20 protein-coding genes, 1 tRNA gene and 2 pseudogenes are annotated in these 21,000 nt (G+C 56.5%); 18 read left to right on the forward strand and 5 right to left on the reverse strand.

The window, feature by feature from the left end:
• Nucleotides 1-101: 101 nt before the first annotated feature.
• A complete protein-coding gene (locus AAEQ75_RS18855; protein WP_343350087.1) occupies nucleotides 102-791 on the reverse strand; it encodes a crotonase/enoyl-CoA hydratase family protein in 690 nt (229 codons plus the stop codon).
• 186 nt (nucleotides 792-977) lie between these two features.
• Between AAEQ75_RS18855 and AAEQ75_RS18860 the strand changes: the two genes are divergently transcribed.
• The 6 genes from AAEQ75_RS18860 to galU (AAEQ75_RS18885) all read left to right on the forward strand — a co-directional run bounded on the left by AAEQ75_RS18860 (nucleotide 978) and on the right by galU (AAEQ75_RS18885) (nucleotide 4,934).
• On the forward strand, nucleotides 978-1,196 hold the full coding sequence (locus AAEQ75_RS18860; protein ID WP_343350088.1) for a hypothetical protein: 219 nt from the start codon (nucleotides 978-980) through the stop codon (nucleotides 1,194-1,196).
• Between the two features lie 90 nt (nucleotides 1,197-1,286).
• Nucleotides 1,287-1,376, forward strand: a tRNA-Ser gene (locus AAEQ75_RS18865).
• A gap of 301 nt (nucleotides 1,377-1,677) precedes the next feature.
• On the forward strand, nucleotides 1,678-1,974 hold the full coding sequence (locus tag AAEQ75_RS18870) for a type II toxin-antitoxin system MqsR family toxin (RefSeq protein WP_256835715.1): 297 nt from the start codon (nucleotides 1,678-1,680) through the stop codon (nucleotides 1,972-1,974).
• 2 nt (nucleotides 1,975-1,976) lie between these two features.
• The gene (locus tag AAEQ75_RS18875) at nucleotides 1,977-2,378 is read left to right on the forward strand and encodes a type II TA system antitoxin MqsA family protein (RefSeq protein ID WP_256835714.1); all 402 of its coding nucleotides are present in this window, start codon (nucleotides 1,977-1,979) and stop codon (nucleotides 2,376-2,378) included.
• 312 nt (nucleotides 2,379-2,690) lie between these two features.
• A complete protein-coding gene (locus tag AAEQ75_RS18880) occupies nucleotides 2,691-4,052 on the forward strand; it encodes a UDP-glucose dehydrogenase family protein (protein WP_256835724.1) in 1,362 nt (453 codons plus the stop codon).
• A gap of 42 nt (nucleotides 4,053-4,094) precedes the next feature.
• Complete coding sequence (gene galU / locus AAEQ75_RS18885) at nucleotides 4,095-4,934, forward strand: UTP--glucose-1-phosphate uridylyltransferase GalU (RefSeq protein ID WP_179576505.1); 840 nt, start codon at nucleotides 4,095-4,097, stop codon at nucleotides 4,932-4,934.
• Nucleotides 4,935-4,982: 48 nt separating this feature from the next.
• Here the strand turns inward: galU (AAEQ75_RS18885) and AAEQ75_RS18890 are convergent, their stop codons facing one another.
• The gene (locus AAEQ75_RS18890) at nucleotides 4,983-5,405 is read right to left on the reverse strand and encodes a VOC family protein (protein WP_256835712.1); all 423 of its coding nucleotides are present in this window, start codon (nucleotides 5,403-5,405) and stop codon (nucleotides 4,983-4,985) included.
• Nucleotides 5,406-5,477: 72 nt separating this feature from the next.
• On the opposite strand from AAEQ75_RS18890, the gene gorA reads away from it, so the two are divergent.
• The 11 genes and pseudogenes from gorA to istB all read left to right on the forward strand — a co-directional run bounded on the left by gorA (nucleotide 5,478) and on the right by istB (nucleotide 17,725).
• Nucleotides 5,478-6,836 carry a glutathione-disulfide reductase gene (gorA, locus tag AAEQ75_RS18895; RefSeq protein WP_343350091.1) on the forward strand — a complete coding sequence of 453 codons (1,359 nt, stop codon included), beginning with the start codon at nucleotides 5,478-5,480 and terminating at the stop codon, nucleotides 6,834-6,836.
• A gap of 7 nt (nucleotides 6,837-6,843) precedes the next feature.
• Nucleotides 6,844-7,467 carry a trimeric intracellular cation channel family protein gene (locus AAEQ75_RS18900; RefSeq protein ID WP_003460159.1) on the forward strand — a complete coding sequence of 208 codons (624 nt, stop codon included), beginning with the start codon at nucleotides 6,844-6,846 and terminating at the stop codon, nucleotides 7,465-7,467.
• 2 nt (nucleotides 7,468-7,469) lie between these two features.
• Nucleotides 7,470-7,850 carry a VOC family protein gene (locus tag AAEQ75_RS18905; protein ID WP_256835708.1) on the forward strand — a complete coding sequence of 127 codons (381 nt, stop codon included), beginning with the start codon at nucleotides 7,470-7,472 and terminating at the stop codon, nucleotides 7,848-7,850.
• Nucleotides 7,851-8,019: 169 nt separating this feature from the next.
• Nucleotides 8,020-8,886, forward strand: coding sequence for a UTP--glucose-1-phosphate uridylyltransferase GalU (galU, locus tag AAEQ75_RS18910; protein WP_021489019.1), 867 nt, complete (start codon nucleotides 8,020-8,022; stop codon nucleotides 8,884-8,886).
• A gap of 25 nt (nucleotides 8,887-8,911) precedes the next feature.
• Nucleotides 8,912-9,656 (forward strand): annotated as a pseudogene (locus AAEQ75_RS18915) (SDR family oxidoreductase).
• A gap of 324 nt (nucleotides 9,657-9,980) precedes the next feature.
• Complete coding sequence (locus AAEQ75_RS18920) at nucleotides 9,981-10,892, forward strand: bifunctional GNAT family N-acetyltransferase/nucleoside diphosphate kinase regulator (RefSeq protein ID WP_343350092.1); 912 nt, start codon at nucleotides 9,981-9,983, stop codon at nucleotides 10,890-10,892.
• Nucleotides 10,893-11,243: 351 nt separating this feature from the next.
• Nucleotides 11,244-13,064, forward strand: a complete 1,821-nt coding sequence (locus tag AAEQ75_RS18925; protein WP_343350093.1) for a Mu transposase C-terminal domain-containing protein — start codon at nucleotides 11,244-11,246, stop codon at nucleotides 13,062-13,064.
• A complete protein-coding gene (locus AAEQ75_RS18930) occupies nucleotides 13,061-13,924 on the forward strand; it encodes a TniB family NTP-binding protein (protein WP_053069166.1) in 864 nt (287 codons plus the stop codon). Before AAEQ75_RS18925 ends, AAEQ75_RS18930 begins: the two co-directional genes overlap by 4 nt.
• Before the next feature lie 107 nt (nucleotides 13,925-14,031).
• The gene (locus AAEQ75_RS18935; protein ID WP_312977209.1) at nucleotides 14,032-14,976 is read left to right on the forward strand and encodes a hypothetical protein; all 945 of its coding nucleotides are present in this window, start codon (nucleotides 14,032-14,034) and stop codon (nucleotides 14,974-14,976) included.
• 453 nt (nucleotides 14,977-15,429) lie between these two features.
• Nucleotides 15,430-16,929, forward strand: coding sequence for an IS21-like element ISPst3 family transposase (gene istA, locus AAEQ75_RS18940; protein ID WP_343352432.1), 1,500 nt, complete (start codon nucleotides 15,430-15,432; stop codon nucleotides 16,927-16,929).
• Entirely contained in the window at nucleotides 16,922-17,725 is an 804-nt protein-coding gene (gene istB / locus AAEQ75_RS18945) for an IS21-like element ISPst3 family helper ATPase IstB (protein WP_096824898.1), read from the forward strand. Before istA ends, istB begins: the two co-directional genes overlap by 8 nt.
• 197 nt (nucleotides 17,726-17,922) lie before the next feature.
• Here istB and AAEQ75_RS18950 read toward each other — a convergent pair.
• From AAEQ75_RS18950 to AAEQ75_RS18960, 3 genes and pseudogenes are all read right to left on the reverse strand, one after another.
• A pseudogene (locus AAEQ75_RS18950) lies at nucleotides 17,923-18,324 on the reverse strand (TauD/TfdA family dioxygenase); the annotation flags it as partial.
• A gap of 39 nt (nucleotides 18,325-18,363) precedes the next feature.
• Complete coding sequence (locus AAEQ75_RS18955) at nucleotides 18,364-19,740, reverse strand: heavy metal sensor histidine kinase (protein ID WP_343350094.1); 1,377 nt, start codon at nucleotides 19,738-19,740, stop codon at nucleotides 18,364-18,366.
• Nucleotides 19,741-19,742: 2 nt separating this feature from the next.
• Nucleotides 19,743-20,420, reverse strand: a complete 678-nt coding sequence (locus AAEQ75_RS18960) for a heavy metal response regulator transcription factor (RefSeq protein WP_004374688.1) — start codon at nucleotides 20,418-20,420, stop codon at nucleotides 19,743-19,745.
• A 206-nt stretch (nucleotides 20,421-20,626) separates the two neighbouring features.
• Here AAEQ75_RS18960 and AAEQ75_RS18965 point away from each other — a divergent pair, with 206 nt between their 5' ends.
• The gene (locus tag AAEQ75_RS18965; RefSeq protein ID WP_003246763.1) at nucleotides 20,627-20,986 is read left to right on the forward strand and encodes a co-regulatory protein PtrA N-terminal domain-containing protein; all 360 of its coding nucleotides are present in this window, start codon (nucleotides 20,627-20,629) and stop codon (nucleotides 20,984-20,986) included.
• The last annotated feature ends 14 nt before the right edge of the window (nucleotides 20,987-21,000 follow it).

Consider the following 21,000-nt stretch of genomic DNA (forward strand, 5'->3'; position numbering starts at 1 on the left):
GCACCGTCATACGCCGGAGGGTTAACTGGCTAGACGCACAAAGAAAAAAGCGCCGCGACCTCAACGGAAGCGGCGCTTTTCATTTATGGGCTAGCGAGTGCTTACAGCAGGTGCTGCTTGTCCATCTCGATGGCGGCATCGAGGGTTTCCAGCAGCGCCTTGCGCACTTTCAGCTTGGTGTTCTTGTGCGCGGTCATGTTGATCTTCTTCATCTGCTGCGCCACCGCCTGAGCGGTAGCCTGCAATTGCTCGGCCGGTACCACCCTGTCCAGGAAGCCGGCATCTACCGCGCCAGCCGGGTCGAACATCTCGCCATTGATCACCGAACGGTGGAACGCAGACTTGCGCAGACGATCACGAGCCAGCTCGATACCGACGTGGTGCATGGTCATGCCGATCTGTACTTCATTCAGGCCGATATTGAACGGGCCTTCCACGCCGATACGGTAATCGGCCGACAGCAGGATGAACGCACCCTTGGCCACGGCATGACCGGCGCAGGCGACGATGATCGGGTATGGATGAGCGAGCATGCGCCGCGCCAGGGTAGAGCCAGCAGCGACCAGGTTGATTGCATTCTGCGGGCCCGAGGTCATCACCTTCAGGTCATAGCCGCCGGAAAGAATGCCCGGCTGGCCGGTGATGATGACGATGGCGCGATCCTGCTCGGCGCGGTCGAGGGCGGCATTGAACGCAGCGATCACGTCAGGCGAGATGGCATTGACCTTGCCATTGCTCAGGGTGAGGGTGGCGATGCCGTCGTCGAGTTGGTAGCTGATCAGGTCGCTCATGGCGGTTTTCCTTGTTAGAGCCTTGGGGGCGAATGTGGGCAGAAGGTACTCAGCCGCAGCGCTCTGGTAAAGCGCCGCGGCTGACTGGTTGGTCAGTGCTTTTGCCTATCGCGGCGATGCCGGATGGCAATTGGTCGAACGCAAAGCCAGGCCCTTAAGGTGAGCAGCGAACCGAAGGAGCTGCCCATGAACACCCTCTATTCCATCCTTTATATGCTTGCCGTTATCGGCCTGCTGCTGGCATCGGTCTTGCTCAGCGAAAGCCTCTACCTGCGCAGCCCATCCGGCGTGCTGCTGTTATTCGGCCTGGGCTTGTTCATGTCCCTGGGTTTTCTGCTGTTCGGCCACATTCGCTTCGACGAGCAGCCCGGCGAGAAGCACGAGGAAAACCCGCTGCGCTCTTAAGCGCATGAATCCTTTAAAAAAAATTTGCCATCGGGAAAACATTCGACTATATTAGCGCACCTCGACGGGCTGCACAGCCAATCGAGATCCGGTGAAGTGTCCGAGCGGTTGAAGGAGCACGCCTGGAAAGTGTGTATACGGGAAACCGTATCAAGAGTTCGAATCTCTTCTTCACCGCCACTTTCGCAATACCTAAAGCCCTGAGAGCTAACAAGCTTTCGGGGCTTTTTGCTTTCTGGCTTGTCGCTCTTCTCTCGGCGCAGGACGCTAATCAGCCAAGCGCTCGCTTCAATTCGATGGAGCAGGTGATTGCCTGGACCGTCGCACACGTTCGCGCAGACTAGCGAAATATCGTTGGTTAGCGGGCTCTGCCGGCTTGGATTCGGCACCAGCCAGCAACTCATTGCGTAGCTGTTGGCGTTTGTTGTTTGGCATCGACGCTCCCTTGGAAAAATTAACCTAAAAGGTTATTTTGTGCGACATGGAAAAGCGCAAACCCCATTTCAAGCTTGAACTGGTGAAGCAGGCCTTAGCTGAGCAGCGTTATCGCTTCACCCGCGTAGCCCTGGAAGGGGGCGCCGAGCTGGGTATGGAGATGGCCGACATGCTGGCCGTCATCAGTGCTCTGAGCAGCCGCGACTTTTCCAAGAGCATGACAACCTATGCGGATCATACTACCTGGCAGGACGTTTACCGACCCGATACCGAGTTCGGGCAGGTCTACTTGAAGTTCACGCTGGTGGCCGATCTGCTGATCGTTTCCTTTAAGGAGAAGTGACCATGAAATGTCCAGTATGCGGCAGGGCGGAACTGGTTCACGACACCCGCGATATGCCCTTCACCTACAAGGGGCACACCACTCAAATTACTGCAGTAGTGGCTGACTGGTGCGATGCCTGCGGCGAGTCCCTGACAGGGCCGGCTGAGAGTGAGCGCGTTATGCGTGCCATGAACGAGCTTCGCCAGCAGGTGAACGCCAAGGACGGCAATCAGGAGCTGATTCGTACGGTGCGCAAGCAGTTGCAGTTGAGCCAGCGAGAAGCGGCCGAGCTTTTCGGCGGTGGGCCGAATGCGTTTTCTCGCTATGAGCGCGGCAGCACGGAAGCACCGCAACCGCTGGTGCAGTTGTTCAAAATCCTGGGGCGGCACCCGGAGTTGATCAACGAGCTGCGTGCAGGCTGAGTGTCGAAGTCATAGTTCAGGATAGCGATGAGTCGGGCGGGACGCCCGTGTTCAGCAGATGTAGCACGACCTAGAACTCTACCGAAACGGGTTCTAACCCCTTCACCTACACAAAGCCTCTGCAGGGAAACCTACAGGGGCTTTTGCTTTTCTAGTCAGCGCATCTTTACGCAGCATCCTGACAGGGTGCGAATGAACCTCGCCTCATATCAGCGTTTCCAGCCGCTGCCTGTCATCATTCCTTCGTCGCTCCGTCATATCGCTGCCACCGCGATTGGTTGCAATCGCAGCATCGGCCAGGAGGATGCTGCGATGCAGATATGCGTGATTGGAGCAGGATACGTAGGTTTGGTGACGGCGACCTGTTTTGCCGAGATGGGCAATCAGGTGGTCTGCGTCGAGCGAGATCCGCAGCGCGTCGCAATGCTTTCGCGAGGTGAGGTGCCGATCTATGAGCCTGGCCTGGAGGCGATGCTCAAGGCGCAGTTGGCCGGTGGGCAGCTCAGCTTCACTTCGCAGCTTAAGGCCGGCACCCGCCGCGCCGAGGTGATTTTCATTGCGGTGGGTACGCCCAGTGGCGAGGACGGTTCGGCCGATCTGAGCCATGTACTGGCGGTTGCCGACGAGCTGGGTGAACGGCTCGATCATGCGTGCCTGGTCGTGGACAAATCCACGGTGCCGGTGGGCACCGCTGAGCGTGTGGCGCAGCGCATCAACGCTGGTCTGGCGCGTCGGGAGCAACGGGCGCGGGTGACCGTGGCGAGCAATCCGGAGTTTCTCAAGGAAGGTTCGGCGGTCGAGGATTTCATGCGCCCCGATCGGGTGATCGTCGGCTGTGACGACGAGCGTGGGCGCGAGCTGCTGCGCCGGCTGTATGCGCCATTTCTGCGTAATCACGACCGCCTGTTGTGCATGGGCGTGCGCGCTGCGGAGTTCAGCAAGTACGCGGCCAATGCCTTTCTGGCAACCAAGATTTCCTTTATCAACGAGATGGCAGGTATCTGCGCGCGGTTGGGCGTGGATATCGAGGAGGTACGCCGCGGTATAGGTAGCGACCGGCGTATCGGCACGCACTTCATCTACGCCGGTTGCGGTTATGGCGGCTCGTGCTTTCCCAAGGATGTGAAGGCGCTGATCCGCACTGCGGAGCACGAGGGCATCGAGCCGGGCATCCTGCGTGCGGTCGAAGCGCGCAATGCGCTGCAGAAAACGCTGCTGTTCCAGGCCTTGCGCGAGCATTTCAATGGCCACTTGCAGGGGCGGGTCGTCGCGCTCTGGGGGCTGGCATTCAAGCCCGGTACTGACGATCTGCGTGAAGCGCCCAGTCTGGTGCTGCTAGACGCACTGCTGACCGCCGGCGCCAAGGTGCAGGCTTGCGACCCTGCCGCCACGGCAGCTGTGGCTGTGCGCTATGCAGCGGCCATCGAGGCGGGGCAGTTGGTGCTCAGCGAATCCCCCTATGCCGTCACTCAGGGGGCGGATGCGTTGGTGCTGGTGACGGAGTGGAAGCAGTTTCGCCAGCCGGATTTCCCGCGTATTCGCGGCGTGATGCGCATGCCGGTGCTGTTCGATGGGCGCAACATCTATGACGCCGATCAGTTGGCGGAGCTCGGTTTTCTTTATCGTGGCATCGGTCGCCCTGCAAGCGGCAGTTGTAAGGCTAGCGCGGCTTGATAGACTGAGCGCGCATTCCAACCGTCCCCATTAGGGAGTCCCATGATCAAAAAATGCCTGTTCCCCGCTGCCGGTTACGGCACGCGCTTCCTGCCTGCAACCAAGGCAATGCCCAAGGAAATGCTTCCGGTGGTGAACAAGCCACTGATTCAGTACGGCGTCGAAGAAGCGCTGGAGGCTGGTCTGAGCCAGATCTCTATCGTCACAGGTCGCGGCAAGCGCGCGCTGGAAGACCATTTCGACGTGAGCTACGAGCTTGAACACCAGATTCAGGGCACCGACAAAGAGAAGTATCTGGTTGGCATCCGTCGCCTGATCGACGAGTGCAGCTTCTCCTACACTCGTCAGGTAGAAATGAAAGGCCTGGGCCACGCCATCCTCTGCGGCCAGCCGCTGATCGGTGACGAGCCGTTCGCCGTGGTTCTGGCCGACGACCTGTGCCTGAACCTGGAAGGCGATAGCGTACTGGCGCAGATGGTCAAGCTGTACAACCAGTTCCGCTGCTCCATCGTCGCGATTCAGGAAGTGCCGAAGGACGAAACCTACAAATACGGCGTGATTGCCGGCGAGATGATTCGCGAGGACATCTACCGCGTCAGCAACATGGTGGAGAAGCCCAAGCCTGAGGACGCGCCGTCGAACCTGGCGATCATCGGTCGGTACATCCTGACCCCGGACATCTTCGACCTGATCCGCAGCACGCCACCGGGCAAGGGTGGTGAGATCCAGATCACCGACGCCCTGATGCGCCAGGCCCAGCAGGGCTGTGTGATGGCGTACAAGTTCAAGGGCCAGCGTTTCGACTGCGGCAGCGCCGAGGGTTACATCGACGCCACCAACTTCTGCTTCGAGAACCTGTACAAGACCGGCAAGGCGTTCTGATACGCCTTCAGGTAAACGAAACGCCACCCTCGGGTGGCGTTTTGCATTTCAGGGGATGGGCATTTCCTCGGAGCCAGGGCCTAATGGCTGGCCGTAGCTGAATTCGACGTAATTGCCGGCTGGGTCGCGCAGGCCGCAGTAATAGCCAACTGGGTAGGGTTCGTCGCGTGGTGCCCAGATCAGGCAGCCGTCGTGTTCGGCCATGGCGGCGATGCGATCAACCTCTGCGTGGCTGCCCAGGGCAAAGCCGAAGTGGCTGTAGTCATTAGCAGCCAGGTTACGGTCTTGCCCGCCCGGCATGATCACGAAGATGAACTGGTGTTCCTTGCCCGGCTCGGCCATCCAGACGATGCGTGTGCCCTTGCCGGGGCGCTCGTGGATCACTTGCATGGCGCAGAAACGTTGATAGAAGGCGATGCAGGCGTCGAGATCGGGGACGTGCAGGGCCAGATGAGTCAGGGTGGGGCGCATGTTCTCCACCTCCGGCGTTCAGCTTAGCGCGGGCCTTTACGGTATGCTCCTCGTCTGCCAAGGAGATACCCCATGAGTTACGACTTCGACCTGTTCGTGATCGGCGCCGGTTCCGGCGGCGTACGTGCGGCGCGCTTCGCCGCAGGTTTCGGTGCCCGCGTTGCGGTCGCCGAGAGCCGCTATCTGGGCGGTACCTGCGTCAATGTCGGTTGCGTACCGAAAAAGTTGCTGGTGTACGGCGCGCATTTCTCCGATGACTTCGAGCAGGCCTCGGGTTTCGGCTGGTCGCTGGGCGAAGCGAATTTCGACTGGGCGACATTGATCGCCAACAAGAACCGCGAGATCGAACGCCTCAATGGCATCTACCGCAATCTGTTGACCAACAGCGGCGTCAGTCTGTTCGAAGGTCATGCGCGTATCGTCGACGCGCATACCGTCGAAGTGAACGGCCAGCGTCACAGCACTGAACGCATTCTGATCGCCACTGGCGGCTGGCCGCAGATTCCCGATATCCCCGGTCGCGAGCACGCTATCAGCTCCAACGAAGCCTTCTTCCTCAAGCAACTGCCCAAGCGCGTGCTGGTGGTGGGTGGCGGTTATATCGCTGTGGAGTTCGCCTCGATTTTCCATGGCCTGGGCGCGCAGACTTCGTTGCTCTATCGCGGCGACCTGTTCCTGCGTGGTTTCGATGGTGCGGTACGTGAGCACCTGCGCGATGAACTGAGCAAGAAGGGCCTGGACCTGCAGTTCAACGCCGACATCGCCAGCATCGAACGCAAGGCCGATGGCAGCCTGGCCGCGACGCTCAAGGACGGTCGCGTACTGGAGGCCGACTGCGTGTTCTACGCCACCGGTCGCCGGCCGATGCTCGATAACCTTGGCCTGGAGAACGTCGAGGTCAAGCTGGACCAGCGCGGCTACGTGGAGGTCGATGACCTGTTCCAGACCTCCACGCCATCGATTCTCGCCCTTGGCGATGTGATCGGCCGCGTACAGCTGACCCCGGTCGCACTGGCCGAAGGCATGGCCGTAGCGCGCCGGCTGTTCAAGCCCGATGAGTACCGGCCGCTGGATTACAGCATGATCCCCACCGCCGTATTCAGCCTGCCGAACATCGGCACCGTTGGCCTGAGTGAAGAGCAGGCTATCGAGGACGGGCACAAGGTGAAGATCTTCGAGAGCCGCTTCCGCCCGATGAAGCTGACGTTGACCGAAGATCCCGAGCGCACGCTGATGAAGCTGGTGGTCGATGCCGACAGCGACCGCGTGCTCGGCTGCCATATGGTCGGCCCGGAGGCCGGCGAGATCGTTCAGGGCCTGGCTGTCGCGCTGAAGGCCGGTGCGACCAAGCAGATCTTCGACGAGACCATCGGCGTGCACCCGAGCGCCGCCGAGGAGTTCGTCACCCTGCGTACGCCGGTCAGCCGCTGAGGACAGCATGGAAAAGCTTTTCTATGTCGCAGACCTGTTCGGCGTAGCGGTGTTTGCCATCACCGGTGCGCTGATGGCAGGGCGCAAGTCCATGGACCTGTTCGGCGTGCTGGTGATGGCCATCGTCACCGCACTGGGTGGCGGCACGTTGCGCGACCTGATTCTGGACAACCATCCGGTCAGCTGGATTCGCGACGACACCTACATCCTGGTCGCTTCCCTGGCGGCACTGGGCACCGTGGCCTGGGTACGCATGACCCGCCCGATTCACGAGAAGGGCCTGCTGATCGCCGATGCCTTTGGCCTGGCTGTGTTTACCGTGTACGGCACTGAACTGGCGCTGCAACACGGTACGCCGATCAGCACCGCGGTGATCATGGGGGTGATGACTGGTGTTGTCGGCGGGGTGATTCGCGACGTGCTGTGCAACGAGATTCCGCTGATCTTCCAGAAGGAAATCTACGCCACGGCCTGTATCGCCGGCGCGCTGACCTTTATCGGCCTGCGTGCCCTGGGCACGCCACACTGGCTGGATACCGCGGCGGCAATGTTCGTAGTGCTGGCAGCGCGCCTGGCGGCGATTCACTGGCACCTCGGGTTGCCGCGTTTTCATCTGCTGGACAGGCATTGAGCATGATCGAGAGACTGGACCATCTGGTGCTGACGGTGGCGGACATCGACGTCACCGTCGACTTTTACCAGCGTGTGCTGGGCATGAGTCACGAGCGCTTCGGTGCCGGGCGTAGCGCTCTGGTATTCGGCAAGCAGAAATTCAACCTGCATCAGGCCGGGCGTGAGTTCGAGCCCAAGGCGATCAAGCCAACACCGGGCGCCATCGATCTGTGCCTGATCACCCTGTGGCCGCTGGAGCGTGTAATGGCTCACCTGGCCGAGCAGGGCGTGACGGTAGAGGAGGGGCCGGTGGCACGTACTGGCGCCGTCGGGCCAATCGAATCGGTGTATTTTCGCGACCCGGACGGCAATCTGATCGAAGTAAGCCGTTATCTCGCCTAGAGGGCGACTTGTCGTTGGCTGCGGCACCTCGGCATCCGCGTGCTGAGGTCGAGGTGTCGCACTTCGCAAAATTGCAGCAGCGAAACGGCGCCTGCTGAAATATCTTGAACCGTAAAGGTTCTAAACGGGTCAGGTTCTATTACCGAGTCACTCAATTGGTATAGAACTCATGATCAAGAAATGTTTATTTCCCGCAGCCGGTTACGGCACCCGCTTTCTTCCCGCTACCAAGTCGATGCCCAAGGAAATGCTCCCGGTGGTCGACACCCCGTTGATCCAGTATGGCGTCGAAGAAGCCCTGCAAGCCGGGCTGCATGAAATCGCCATCGTCACCGGCCGTGGCAAGCGTTCGCTGGAAGACCACTTCGATATCAGCTACGAGCTGGAACACGAGATTTCCAACACCGGCAAGGAAAAATCCTTGAGTGGTGTGCGCCACCTGATCGATCAGTGCACCTTCTCCTATACCCGCCAGATCGAGATGAAAGGCCTCGGTCACGCCATCCTCACCGGCCGCTCGTTGATCGGCGACGAGGCGTTCGCCGTGGTGCTGGCCGATGACCTGTGCCTGAACCTGGAAGGCGACGGCGTGCTGGCCCAGATGGTCAAGCTCTACGAACAGTTCCGCTGCTCCATCGTCGCCATTCAGGAAGTGCCGATGGAGGAGGTTTCGCGCTACGGCGTGATCGCCGGCGAAGCGCTGCGTGACGACATCTTCCGCATCGAGCGGATGGTGGAAAAACCCAACCCCGAAGATGCGCCGTCGAACCTGGCGATCATCGGCCGCTACATCCTCACGCCGGATATCTTCGAGCTGATCGAGCAGACAGAACCGGGCAAGAGCGGCGAGATCCAGATCACCGACGCGCTGATGAAGCAGGCCCAGCAGGGCTGTGTGCTGGCCTACAAATTCAAGGGTCGCCGCTTCGATTGCGGTTCGGCCGAAGGCTACGTGCAGGCCACCAACTTCTGCTTCGAGAATCGCCACAAGACTCATCCGGTGATGACTGCGAGCCCGCAGCTGAAGGCCGTCTGAACACCAGCGAAAGGAGGAGCGAAGGATGAACGACAAGACCCTGCCGCCTCAGCATCAGCAGCGGCAACCTGGTGTCGAACACGCCATGCACCCTGAGCCGATCTACCTTGCCGATGATTACCGCGCCGCCGGCAAGCTGACCGGCAAGGTGGCGATCCCTCGACGAGGTGAAACATCACGGCGGCGAAGCTATCGCCCTTGCTGGTGACGTTGGCGACGGCGGCTTCTGCCAGTGCGTGGTCGACGCGGTGATCGCCAAGTGGGGACGTATCGACATCCTCATCAACAACGCTGGCGAACAGCACCCCGAGCATAACCTCGAGGCCCTCGACCAGGCGCAGTGGGAGCAGACCTTCCGCACCAATATCTTCGCCATGTTCCACCTGACCAAGGTCGCGCTGGAGCATCTGCAGCCGGGCTCGAGCATCATCAACACCAGTTCGGTGACGGCCTACAAGGGCAACCCGATGCTGCTCGACTATTCCTCGACCAAGGGCGCGATCACCTCGTTCACCCGCACGCTGTCGATCAACCTGGCGCCACGTGGCATTCGCGTCAATGGCGTTGCACCCGGGCCGATCTGGACGCCGCTGACCCCGTCCACCTTCAGCGCCGAGAAGGTCTCCGAGTTCGGCGCCGACACGCCGCTGGGGCGCCCCGGACAACCTGCAGAGGTTGCCCCGGCATTCGTTTATCTGGCCAGCAACGATGCCTCTTACGTCACCGGGCAGATGCTGCATGTCAACGGCGGCAGCGTGGTCAACGGCTGATGAAAAAAGCCTGAACGACTCGTGGCAGAGCCTGCCTAAATTTTATGTAGAGGCAATAACGCCTCGCGAGTCACCACAGTTCCGTCAGCAACTGCAGGAGCACAGCAGCCGCAGTGTGGAGTTCGAAAGAGTCATACGCACGCAGCTGTAGCGGCAACTGCAGGAGAGGGCGGTTCAGCCCGTTGTGCAGGCTGTCGAAGAGAAAAGTGCGCAGACGGTTCGGCGTTACTCGCGTTATGGCTTAAAGTAACCGGTCGCCGAAAGAACCGTCATGGCCATAGCCATGAAGGGCTTTCATTCTTTACAAATAAGTGTGTGGTGAAGATGAGCAAGCCTTTCATTTCGCTGTGCCCTGAAATTACTCGGGCACATGCGCTGACGCTGATGGAGTGGTTGCAGGATGAGCGCGTCACCTGCTATCTGAGCGACTCGCGTCATGTTTCCCGTTCCATCGCGGAAGTCATCGATCGGACGCAGTTGCCGATCCTGACCCATCTGTTCAACCGGGGCGGTCGTTTCTTCATGGCCTATGACCGGCATGACGAGCCGGTGGGCTTTGTCCGTCTGATCAAGACCGGCCTGGAGTGCGAGATCGTCCTGGCCATCGGAGACAGCGACAAATGGGGCCGAAATCTCGGCGCTCGCACGATCCGCGAAGGCATGAAACTGGCCTTTCTCGACATGCGCGCCGAGAAGCTTATCGCCAAGATCCACCCGGACAACGTGCGCTCGCTGAAAGCTTTTGTGCGCTGCGGCTTTATGCTCGAGAACGAAACGCCAACATTGAAATCGTTTTCCATGACGGCGGCGTGTTATCGCCAGCTCCTGCGCGAAAGTGCCGGTACCGACGTTACAGGAATCCAAATCACTGAAATCGACAAGGCCAGGCTCGAGAATCTAATCGCACTCGAGGAGGGGCCGGCCATTGTCGAGCTCGAACATGAGCTCGAGCGTGCTGTTGTCGTCAAGCCTGAGGAAGTGGCACGCAATGTCGTCACGATGAACTCCAAGGCCTTGCTGCAACTGGACGACGAAGAGATCGAAGTGGCCTTGGTCTATCCCGAAGACGCCGACAGCCGCGCCGGAAAATATTCGGTGTGTTCCGATATCGGCGCGGCCATTCTCGGCTACCAGGAGGGAGACGCCATCGACTGGCGGATTTCCGATCGGACTCTCCGGATCGAGATCAGTAAAGTGCTTTATCAACCGGAAGCTGCGGGCGATTACCACCTGTAATCGCTCCTTTGGCTCATCGTTACTTCATCAGGCATACATTTTTTGATGCCTGATGAGGGCGGGCCATCTGTTCTGAAGGCCGTAGGGAATTCGACCTGAGAAGCGATTGACCTGGGATCGTTGAAAGCGGATCTCCAGGTGAGATGTGATGCCTGCTCAAAAAAGAGACTAGATTTTTCATATATAAATCAGTGACATAGCTTCGTTTCAGTTTAAAAAAAAGACAAAATTGGCGAAATCACATCTCATAGTCTATTTTTTAAATGCAGTCTGCGTTGTGACAGGCAATATCACACTTGGCGATATGTTGCCGAAAGATGTTTCTCTCCAAATTTTGCAGCGAAACTATATATGACAGATCAACTAATTGTTGGGGAGCTAGTAGTCGCAAAGGGAAAGCTTGCCACAATTCAACAGATTCTTAGCGCAAAGAGCATTAGGGTAGTCGTTAAGGCAACTGGCGAAGCTTTGATGGTTTCTCAGCGCGATATTGAGAGGATTGTTGGTCTCACAGGAGGGGTGGTTGGGGGTAATGTAATAAATTTGAATGTGAATGATTATGGAGAAGACGAGCTATCGCTAGCTGTAGAGCGGTACAACGTTATTAGCCAGTGGAGGGTGAAGGAAGTAACAACCGCTCAAGCTTGTGTGAAGCTGAATTTGTCGCGGAGCTATTTTTTTCGTTTGGCTAAGATGTGTGATGAGGAAATTGGTCCTCTGTCATTGGTTCTTCAGCGGCGTGGGGTTAAGAAAGGAGTTACTAGATTAGATGAAGCTGTAGAGGTAATTATTTTTGATGCGACTCATAAAGTTTACAATTCAAAAGGTGCTAGCTATAGCAAAGTGTGGCTCGAGGTAGATGTCGCATGTAAAGAGCAGGGGTTACCATCCCCTTGTAAAGCTACAGTTTTACGACGTGTGGAGTTAATTCTCTCAGAGAAAAAAAGAGTCAAAATCAAAGCCGGGGCCGATGCCGCAGCACAACAGTTCTCGGCGCGACCGGGAAAGAAAAAAGTCGAAAGGCCGTTGCAATGGGTGCAAATGGATCACACGTTGGTCGACATTATCCTTTTAGCGGATGATCGTATCAATGTGATTGGTCGCCCTTGGTTGACGGTGATAATTGATATATATACAAGAGTGATTGTCGGCTATTACCTCAGCCTTCACGTTCCGTCGTCAGTTTCTGTGGCGTGTGCACTTAGTCAAAGTGTGCTTCCTAAAATAGGTTTTGCCAAAAGCATGGGCATAGATCCCGTAGACTATCCCTATTATGGTAAGCCAGACGTTTTGCACATGGATAATGCTGCGGAGTTCACCAGTCCCAAATTTAAAGCTGGATGCGAGTCATTTGGAATACATCCCGAATATCGACCAGTTGGTGAAAAGCACTTTGGTGGTCATGTTGAACGATTGATTGGTACTTTCATGACGACAAAAGTCCACCTCTTAAAAGGAACAACAATGTCGAACTCAGTTGCACGAAGAGATCTCGACAGCGAAAAGAATGCCACAATGACATTCTTCGACTTTTCTCGTTGGTTTGCACGCGAAGTGGTTGTTTATCACTCGACCATTCATAGTGCGTTGAAAGTTAGTCCGCGGCAAGCTTGGTATGACTATTTTGCTCCCTCCGGTGGGCTTCCGTATCCACCGAAAATTTCAGAACCGGAGCAGCTGAAGCTTTGGTTTATGCCTCAAGAAGTACGAAAAATTAACCCCGAAGGTATAAAGTTACACGGTCAGACGTATTGGGATCCTATTTTAGTGCCCTTTATTGGGACTAATAAGGCGGTTGTTAAGTTTGATCCGTTTAATTTGAATGAGGTGTGGGTTAAGTTAAATGGACAGTTCTGCTCAATTCGTCTATCCGACTTAACGATCCAAGCACCAAATTATGAAGAATATCGTGCAAGCAGGTTACATAGGCGGCCAGTTCGAGTCGGGGCAATTGATAGTGCTGGAGGGCTTAAAGCCTACAGGGAAAAGCAGGACATCGAGAAAGAGAGCATCGTCTTAACGCGTAAGCAAAGACGCCGAAAAGCTGCGGAAAAAGCCTATCTTGATGCCTACCCTGGTCCTATTGGCGACAATCCGGCAGTTAAGCCCGAAAAAGTCAAGCCTGACTATTCAGCTATTCCGGAAAGATTCAGATCTGGGGGGAGCAAATGAGTAGCGAACACGTTCGATCTGACATACAGAAGTATTTATCCGCCGATGTGGATACTCGAATAGCCGCAATTCATAATGAGCTTTGGGTTGATAATAATTCCAGCGAAGCTGTTTTTAGAATGATGAATAATATTGCGGAAGTCCCAGATCGCATTAATGCCCCCGCGCTGCTCGTGATCGGTCCTGGTGGTTCGGGGAAAACGGCCATAATATCACAAATCCCGAAGCGAATTAAGAATAGTGAAGGATTGGTTGTTATATCCATGGCCGAGTCGCCTGAGATAAGCGTCAAGAAAAGCCTTAAAGCCGAACTCGCCTTGGCTCTCGGTTTGCCTCTAGCCTCTGGGGTGAGACCTAAAAGCGGCTCAGATATTATCCCAAATGAAATTAGAGAGGTTATCAGGCTTAGAAGAGTTTGGGGCTTGGTTATCGATGAATTTCATGATGCACTTTTGCGTCCTAAGCAAGAGCAGCGAGTTAATATGTCAATCCTCAAGAAATTACTTGGAGTTGAGTATGGATTGAAGTTATTTTGCTTTGGCACCGTTAGCGCGCGGAATGCCCTGCAGTCCAATGATGAATTTAAAAGGCGATTTCATGAGGTTACGCTTACGGATTGGTGTGAAGATGAGGGTTTTAGATCGTTCTTGCTAGAAGTCGAGGAATCATTGCCATTGCGAATGCCATCGCAGCTCTATTCTGAGGAGATGGTAAGGTCGATTTTATCTATTACCTATGGCCGAATGGACAAGACTCTCGAGTTGATTAGAAGTGCTGCATGTTATGCAGTAAAGCTAGGCGTTGAGAAAATTGATCTGAATATGCTGCAGCGTGCAAACAAAAATCTCTGGGGCTACTAGATGTGAGATTAAGTGCGCTACTAACGCCGAATTTTGACGAGACGCTATCGTCATGGCTTTTTCGGTGCAGCCTTAATCGGCATATAATAAAATTCACGCGCCTGGAATTGGCCGAACGTCCGTTGCATTGGTGGGAAGGGCTAGAGTTCAGGTCCGCTGATCCAGATGTTGATTTTTTTTCAGCGTCTCAACGCCTGGGGGAAGGGCGTGAGGACATTAATCCAGAATGGTTGAGTGTTTATTTCGGTTTACGTAATGGAACTGCAGTTGAATGGAGTTATCGCCGTTTCTTTTGTCCGGACTGTTTGCGAAATGACGTAGCCAATGGTCATTTACCTATATGGCGAAAAAGTTGGTGCTATTCCCATTCATGTATTTGCAGTATGCATAAAAAGGAATTGGTCGCGCTATCTGATGCGTCTCGTTACTCGAAAGCGTGGGATGCTTTTGTCCAAGAATGTAATTCGGTCTCAAGAAGTAATGTGGCGGAAGACCCATGGTTTTCACGTTTCCGCTCTACCACTCTTATGAAGATTGAGCACTTTCTTACTGGCAGCAGAGCTAGTCGGAGATATATCGTGGTTGATTTATTCAATAAGTTATTCTGTATTTTTCTTCAAGCTCCTTTTCATGGTGGTCGAGGTGGATCTGCTAGAATCCATTTTCAGACAGAGAGAGGTATGCGGTTTTCTGATCCGACCTCCTTTGAGCAAAGCATATTCAAGGGGGCTTCCATCGCGGACCCGCCAAGTAGATTTGGAAGCATGATATTTGCTGCTTCATTGCTAGATATTATTCCTTATTCAAGATTTTTGATGTTCATTGAAGCGTGTGAGGATGCAAAGATTGGTCTACTAATACCTAGGGACTTACATCGGGCTGCAGCCTTTCCTTATGTCGATGGGGCCGGGTATAGAGCACTGCATCGTTATTTGGGTGGTTTTCCCAGGAAGGACTTTCCGTTATTGGATCGCCACCTTCAACTCCAAGAGGTCAGATATGCTCGTGAGGGTGTGCTCGGCCTGCATTTGTTCGGAACAGTTCTTGACTAGCGGTTGTTAGTCTACGCAACTCTGTTCGTGCATAAATGTGACAAATCGTGAATCTTGTTTCTGCCTATGAAAAGGTATTTTGGTACTGCGGAAAATTGACAAGCTGAAGCAAGTAATTCCTATCCTTACTTGTCAACTCAAAATCCATCAATGATCGGTCGATACCGATCGCATTGGGCATCAAGGGGCGCTGTACTAGGGCGTTTTTTCATTAGGGCAGGTTATGCCTCCAACGCAACGCGCATCCATTTTGGCATTTTGGATGTCATTAGTTTCGCTAGGTCTTCAGGTCTAAGCGCCTTTTTAATTGTGACAATACACTCCGGGGTAGAGTTGTTTGTTGCCGCTGACCGAAAACTGACCCAGTAGAGGCTGTTCTGCCGACTGAAAACTGACCCAGGTGTTCAACTGCTTCTGCTCAATTTTTGAGCAGGAGAACACAGGGTGATCAGTATGGAAATGATGGGCAAAATTCGGCGGATGTATTTCCGCGACAAGCTGTCGCTGCATGAGATAGCCAAGCGCACCGGGCTGGCGCGCAACACGATTCGCAAGTGGGTCAGAGCACCTGAGGCCAAGCAGCCGGTGTACCAACGCCGCGCGCTCTTTAACAAACTCAGCCCTTTTCACGCCACGCTAGAGCAGGCGCTAAAAGCCGATTCGCTGCGCCCCAAGCAACAGCGGCGCAGTGCCAAGGCGCTGTTGGCGCAAATCAAAGCCGATGGTTATGACGGTGGCTACAGCCAGCTCACCGCGTTTATCCGTGCCTGGCGAGGGGGACAGGGCAAGGCGTCGCAGGCCTTTGTGCCGCTGACCTTTGCTCTTGGCGAGGCGTTTCAGTTTGACTGGAGCGAGGAAGGCTTGCTGGTCGGCGGCATTTACCGGCGTATGCAGGTGGCACATCTGAAGCTGTGTGCCAGCCGTGCGTTCTGGCTTGTGGCGTATCCGAGCCAGGGCCATGAGATGTTATTTGACGCCCATACACGCTCGTTCGGCTCCTTGGGCGGCGTGCCGCGCCGGGGCATCTACGACAACATGAAGACGGCCGTCGACAAGGTCAATAAGGGCAAAGGCCGGACGGTGAATGCGCGCTTTGCGGTGATGTGCGCGCATTACCTGTTCGATCCGGACTTCTGCAACGTCGCCGCTGGTTGGGAAAAGGGCATCGTTGAAAAGAACGTGCAAGACAGCCGCAGGCGTATCTGGCTAGACGCCCAGGACTGCCAGTTTCACTCCTTCGAGGAACTCAATGCCTGGCTGGGCCAGCGCTGCCGCGCGCTTTGGAACGAGCTGACGCACCCTCAATACAGCGGGCTGAGTGTAGCCGAAGTGCTGGAGTTGGAGCGCGCTGAACTGATGCCTGTGCCAGCGCCATTCGACGGTTACGTCGAGCGGCCTGCGCGGGTCTCCAGCACCTGCCTGGTCAGCGTCGGGCGCAACCGCTACTCGGTGCCATGTGAGTACGCGGGTAAGTGGGTCAGCAGCCGTTTGTATCCGACGCGAATCGAGGTGGTGGCTGACGACGCGCTGATCGCCAGCCATGTCCGCTTGCTGGATCGCGACCAGGTCAGCTATGACTGGCAGCACTACCTCCCGCTGATCGAACGCAAGCCCGGTGCGCTGCGCAACGGCGCGCCCTTTGCTGATCTGCCGGCGCCGCTGCGTCAGCTTAAGCACGGTCTGGGGCGTCATGCCGGCGGTGACCGGATCATGGCGCAAGTCCTGGCTGCCGTACCGGTCGCCGGACTCGATGCCGTGCTGGTAGCCGTTGAGCTGGTACTGGAGAGCGGCAGCCTGAGCGCCGAACACATCCTCAATGTCGTGGCACGGCTGACAGCATCCGAACCACCACCCAGCGTCGAAACCCACTTGTCGCTCAAGGAAGCCCCCGTCGCTAACACGGCGCGCTACGACCGCCTGCGTGGCCAGGCCGAGGAGGTCGGTCATGCGTGATTTGATGGCGGAACTCAAGGAGCTGCGCCTGCACGGCATGGCCACGGCCTGGGCGGAGTTAACTGCACAGGGTGAGTCGAACACAGCCTCGTCCAAGTGGCTGCTCGAACACCTGCTGGAACAAGAGCACACAGATCGCGCCATGCGCTCGGTGAGCCACCAGATGAACATGGCCAAGCTGCCGATGCACCGCGATCTGGCCGGCTTCGACTTCAGCGCCTCCAGCGCCGACGCTCGCTTGATCAGCGAGCTGGCCAGCCTGGCCTTTACCGACACCGCGCAGAACGTGGTGCTGATCGGTGGGCCAGGCACCGGTAAAACCCACCTGGCCACCGCACTGGCCGTGTCCGGCATCACCCGGCATGGCAAGCGCGTGCGCTTCTACTCCACGGTCGATCTGGTCAATCTGCTGGAGCGCGAAAAACACGACGGCAAAGCCGGGCGGATCGCCCAGGCACTGCTGCGCATGGATCTGGTCATCCTCGACGAACTGGGTTATCTGCCGTTCAGCCAGGCTGGCGGTGCGTTGCTGTTTCACCTGCTGTCCAAGCTGTACGAACACACCAGCGTGGTGATCACCACCAACCTGAGCTTCGCCGAATGGTCGAGCGTGTTCGGCGACGCCAAGATGACCACCGCCCTGCTGGATCGGCTGACCCACCACTGCCACATCGTCGAAACCGGTAACGAGTCCTATCGCCTGCAACACAGTAGCTTGGCGGCCCAGGCCAAGATCAAATCACGGGAGCGAAAGCGTAAGGGCGGCCAGGAACCGGAGGACGATGAGTCGTTCTGATTTCATGGTGACGACGGCCTGCTGCATGGCTGCATGTGGCAGGTCTTCAACAGCTGAACTGGGACAGCGAGGGAGTGGGTTCAAAAGCAGCTGCGCTGGTAGACTTATCCACAGTTGCTGGTAACAAAATCAGCAATCCGCCCTGGGTCAAATTTCAATCGGCAGGGTGGGTCAATTTTCCATCAGCGCCAACAGTTGGTGAAACCGTCGTTGACGAACAGGCCCTTGTGCCCGGTAACCGGGTGGGTACGCACCACCGGGTGAACCACGGGCGGGTGGGTGCGTTGCACTTCGTGGTAATGCGCCAGGGCTTCGGGCGTATTGCCGAAGCGCTCCAGCGGGAAGGAGCGGGTGAAGTCGTGGGTGGCAGTGAGGCCGTCGAGCAATTGCTTCAGCGGCTGCGACAGGGCGTCATAGGCGGCGCTGCTGCTTGCCCAGAGGGTGTCGCCGCCGTAGGGCGGCAGGTGCTTGGCGGCGAGTACCGCGCCGAGGGCCGGAGTCTCCAGAAAGCTGACGTCGGTGTGCCAGATGGCATTGTCGCGCACGTCGGTCACGGCGGTGTCGAGCACGAGGATTTCAGGTTGCTCTGTCAAGTTGGGCTAGCTGTCTGCTGTAGTCTACTTACCGGCAGACCGACATCAGCTGGGATGGGGGAGTTCAATGTGAAAGCCCGTGAGGCCAGCCGCTGAAGTACACCAAATGCGGCCTTTGTGAGCCTCGATTATGGATCGGGTGATGGCAAGCCCGAGCCCGGCATTGCTCGGGCTACCTTCGCGTCGAGCAGGGTCTACCCGGTAAAAGCGGTCGAAGAGTTTCTCTAGATGCTCCGAGCTGATTGTGTTCCCTGGGTTCTCGATGCTGAAGGTAGTTGAGTCCGCTGTCTGGCGGATCAGAACCGAAATTCTCTTTCCCGCCGGCGTGTAACGCAGCGCATTGGACAGCAAGTTGGACAGCGCTCGATCAAGCATCAGCCGATCTCCTAGCACTTGGCCTTTGCCTATGAGCGAAAGTTCAATGCCGCGCTCTTCGGCCAGGAGGTGGTAGTAGTCAAACAGTTTGAAGATTACGTCAGCCAGTTCGATCCTGGCCTGCTCTGGGATGATCAGGCCATTATCAGCCTTGGCCAGGAACAGCATGTCATCGATCATGCGAGACATGCGCTTCAATTCCTCCAGGTTCGAGTACAGATTCTCCTCGTAGGCATTGATATCACGCTTCTTGCTCAGCACGACTTCAGTGTGGGTCATCAGGTTGCTTACGGGCGTGCGCAGCTCGTGTGCGATGTCAGCAGAGAAATTGGAGAGTCGAATGAAGGCCTCTTCAAGTCGGGCCAGCATCGCGTTGAAGGACAGTACCAACTGCTGAAGTTCCTGTGGCACTGGTTCTAGAGGGATTCGTTCCTGTAACGAGCGAGCGGACATCCCGGAGGCTACATCAGTGACTTGCCGCAGGGGCCTAAGACCACTGCGAGCAACCACCCAGCCAAGCGCCGCACTGACCAAGGCACTGATGACCAATCCAATCCAGAACCATCGCTGCAGCGTGTCGAAAAAGTGCGTGTGATTGGTGACATCGAGAATCAGCAGAGCTGTAAGCGGTTCGGGTTGGTCAGTCACAGAGATTTGAGCCGTCATGCCCCGGTACATGTGCTCGTCTTTCTGCCACTCCCACATGCTCTGCTCATCGGCACGCCTGAAGCGTCCCGGCACTTCGACTGCTCTGGGGTCGGAAAAGAGCACTGCGCCGTCGCTGGCCAGGATGGTTGCGGCCAGATCCTGATGCGCCCCCAGTAAGGCTCGCAACTGCGGTAACTCCTCGGAGAGGTTAGCTCCGCTGCGAGCGTTGTTGAGAATGTGTTTGGCTGATTCGAGTTTTTCCACCAGGGCCTGCCGGTCCAGCATCTTAAAGTGGTGCTGGCTGAGCATGTTGAAGCTCAGCCCCGCTACTGTCAGGACGGCAATCACCGCGGACATGAACATCAAGCTCATCCGAGCGGTCAGCGAGAGGTGCTTCATATTCACTCCGGCGCATCCATCATGTACCCCATGCCGCGGGCGGTATGGATCAGCTTGAGATCGAAATCGTCATCGATCTTGGCGCGCAGCCGACGTACAGCGACCTCAATGACGTTGGTGTCGCTGTCGAAGTTCATGTCCCACACCTGCGAAGCAATCAGCGATTTCGGGAGCACTTCGCCGCGCCGGCGCAGTAGCAGTTCCAGCAGTGAAAACTCCTTCGCGGTCAGGTCAATTCTTTTCCCGCCACGGATCGCACGCCGCTTCATCAGATCGACTTCCAGATCGGCAATTTTCATGGTGGTCTGCGTCGGCGAACCATTACCTCTGCGCAACAGCGTTCTGACCCTGGCCAGAAGCTCTGAGAAAGCAAATGGCTTGATCAGGTAGTCGTCCGCACCCAGCTCCAACCCTTTAACGCGGTCTTCCACACCATCGCGTGCCGTCAAGAACAGTACGGGGACGTCTTTTCCTGCTGCGCGCAACATGCGCAGCACTTCCCAACCGTCCAGCCCAGGCATCATTACATCCAGAATTAGCAGGTCATAGGCTTCGCTAAGTGCATGCTGAAGGGCATCTGTACCGGTCATAACCCGGTCGACATTGAACCCAGCCTCGGTGAGACCTTGCTGGAGGTACGTACCGGTTTTGGGTTCGTCTTCAGCTACCAGTAGTTTCATGTGTGCAGACTCCAAAAGTCGGGTGGCCTGAGTTTGCAGGCAAACCGCGGCCCCAACCAGAAGCTTACGAAAATGTAATTCTGACTTCAGCTCACTGACAGGGTGGCTTGTCTAGGGTGCAAGCATGAGTACTAGGTTGTGCTCTCGGCCCTCGACAGACCAAAAGCAGAGGTGCCGGCCATAGTTTGCACTGATGGAGACTGCCCATGAAATCGCTGAAACCTTTGCTTCTGGTTGGTTCGCTACTGCTGTCTTCCATGGCTTGGGCCGAAGGGGGCAGCGACCGTGTATTCGAGCGCATCCAGCAGATGCGCGACAAAGCAGAAGCCGTGCTGATCCAGGCGGAGAAGGCCCCGGTCGGCGAGCGGCATGTGCACATGAAGGAGCATATGAACATGCTCGAAGACATCATGAGCCAGCTGCACAATGAACATCCCGCGCCAAACATGTCTGCCGAAGAGCATCTGGCCTGGATGGAAAAGCATGACAAGCTGGTAGACGACGTGCTGGCTCAAATGATCCGCGAGCACAAGCTAATGATGGCCGACAAAGAGTGCCATCGATAAGGATTTTCCCATCT

It is taken from the genome of Pseudomonas sediminis (assembly GCF_039555755.1).
Classification (GTDB): domain Bacteria; phylum Pseudomonadota; class Gammaproteobacteria; order Pseudomonadales; family Pseudomonadaceae; genus Aquipseudomonas; species Aquipseudomonas mendocina_D.

Bases quoted from the DNA above. Each gene is read 5' to 3' on its own strand.
- AAEQ75_RS18855 (WP_343350087.1), bottom strand. From the start codon at position 791: ATGAGCGACCTGATCAGCTACCAACTCGACGACGGCATCGCCACCCTC.
- AAEQ75_RS18860 (WP_343350088.1), top strand. From the start codon at position 978: ATGAACACCCTCTATTCCATCCTTTATATGCTTGCCGTTATCGGCCTG.
- AAEQ75_RS18870 (WP_256835715.1), top strand. From the start codon at position 1,678: ATGGAAAAGCGCAAACCCCATTTCAAGCTTGAACTGGTGAAGCAGGCC.
- AAEQ75_RS18875 (WP_256835714.1), top strand. From the start codon at position 1,977: ATGAAATGTCCAGTATGCGGCAGGGCGGAACTGGTTCACGACACCCGC.
- AAEQ75_RS18880 (WP_256835724.1), top strand. From the start codon at position 2,691: ATGCAGATATGCGTGATTGGAGCAGGATACGTAGGTTTGGTGACGGCG.
- galU (WP_179576505.1), top strand. From the start codon at position 4,095: ATGATCAAAAAATGCCTGTTCCCCGCTGCCGGTTACGGCACGCGCTTC.
- AAEQ75_RS18890 (WP_256835712.1), bottom strand. From the start codon at position 5,405: ATGCGCCCCACCCTGACTCATCTGGCCCTGCACGTCCCCGATCTCGAC.
- gorA (WP_343350091.1), top strand. From the start codon at position 5,478: ATGAGTTACGACTTCGACCTGTTCGTGATCGGCGCCGGTTCCGGCGGC.
- AAEQ75_RS18900 (WP_003460159.1), top strand. From the start codon at position 6,844: ATGGAAAAGCTTTTCTATGTCGCAGACCTGTTCGGCGTAGCGGTGTTT.
- AAEQ75_RS18905 (WP_256835708.1), top strand. From the start codon at position 7,470: ATGATCGAGAGACTGGACCATCTGGTGCTGACGGTGGCGGACATCGAC.
- galU (WP_021489019.1), top strand. From the start codon at position 8,020: ATGATCAAGAAATGTTTATTTCCCGCAGCCGGTTACGGCACCCGCTTT.
- AAEQ75_RS18920 (WP_343350092.1), top strand. From the start codon at position 9,981: ATGAGCAAGCCTTTCATTTCGCTGTGCCCTGAAATTACTCGGGCACAT.
- AAEQ75_RS18925 (WP_343350093.1), top strand. From the start codon at position 11,244: ATGACAGATCAACTAATTGTTGGGGAGCTAGTAGTCGCAAAGGGAAAG.
- AAEQ75_RS18930 (WP_053069166.1), top strand. From the start codon at position 13,061: ATGAGTAGCGAACACGTTCGATCTGACATACAGAAGTATTTATCCGCC.
- istA (WP_343352432.1), top strand. From the start codon at position 15,430: ATGGAAATGATGGGCAAAATTCGGCGGATGTATTTCCGCGACAAGCTG.
- istB (WP_096824898.1), top strand. From the start codon at position 16,922: ATGCGTGATTTGATGGCGGAACTCAAGGAGCTGCGCCTGCACGGCATG.
- AAEQ75_RS18955 (WP_343350094.1), bottom strand. From the start codon at position 19,740: ATGAAGCACCTCTCGCTGACCGCTCGGATGAGCTTGATGTTCATGTCC.
- AAEQ75_RS18960 (WP_004374688.1), bottom strand. From the start codon at position 20,420: ATGAAACTACTGGTAGCTGAAGACGAACCCAAAACCGGTACGTACCTC.
- AAEQ75_RS18965 (WP_003246763.1), top strand. From the start codon at position 20,627: ATGAAATCGCTGAAACCTTTGCTTCTGGTTGGTTCGCTACTGCTGTCT.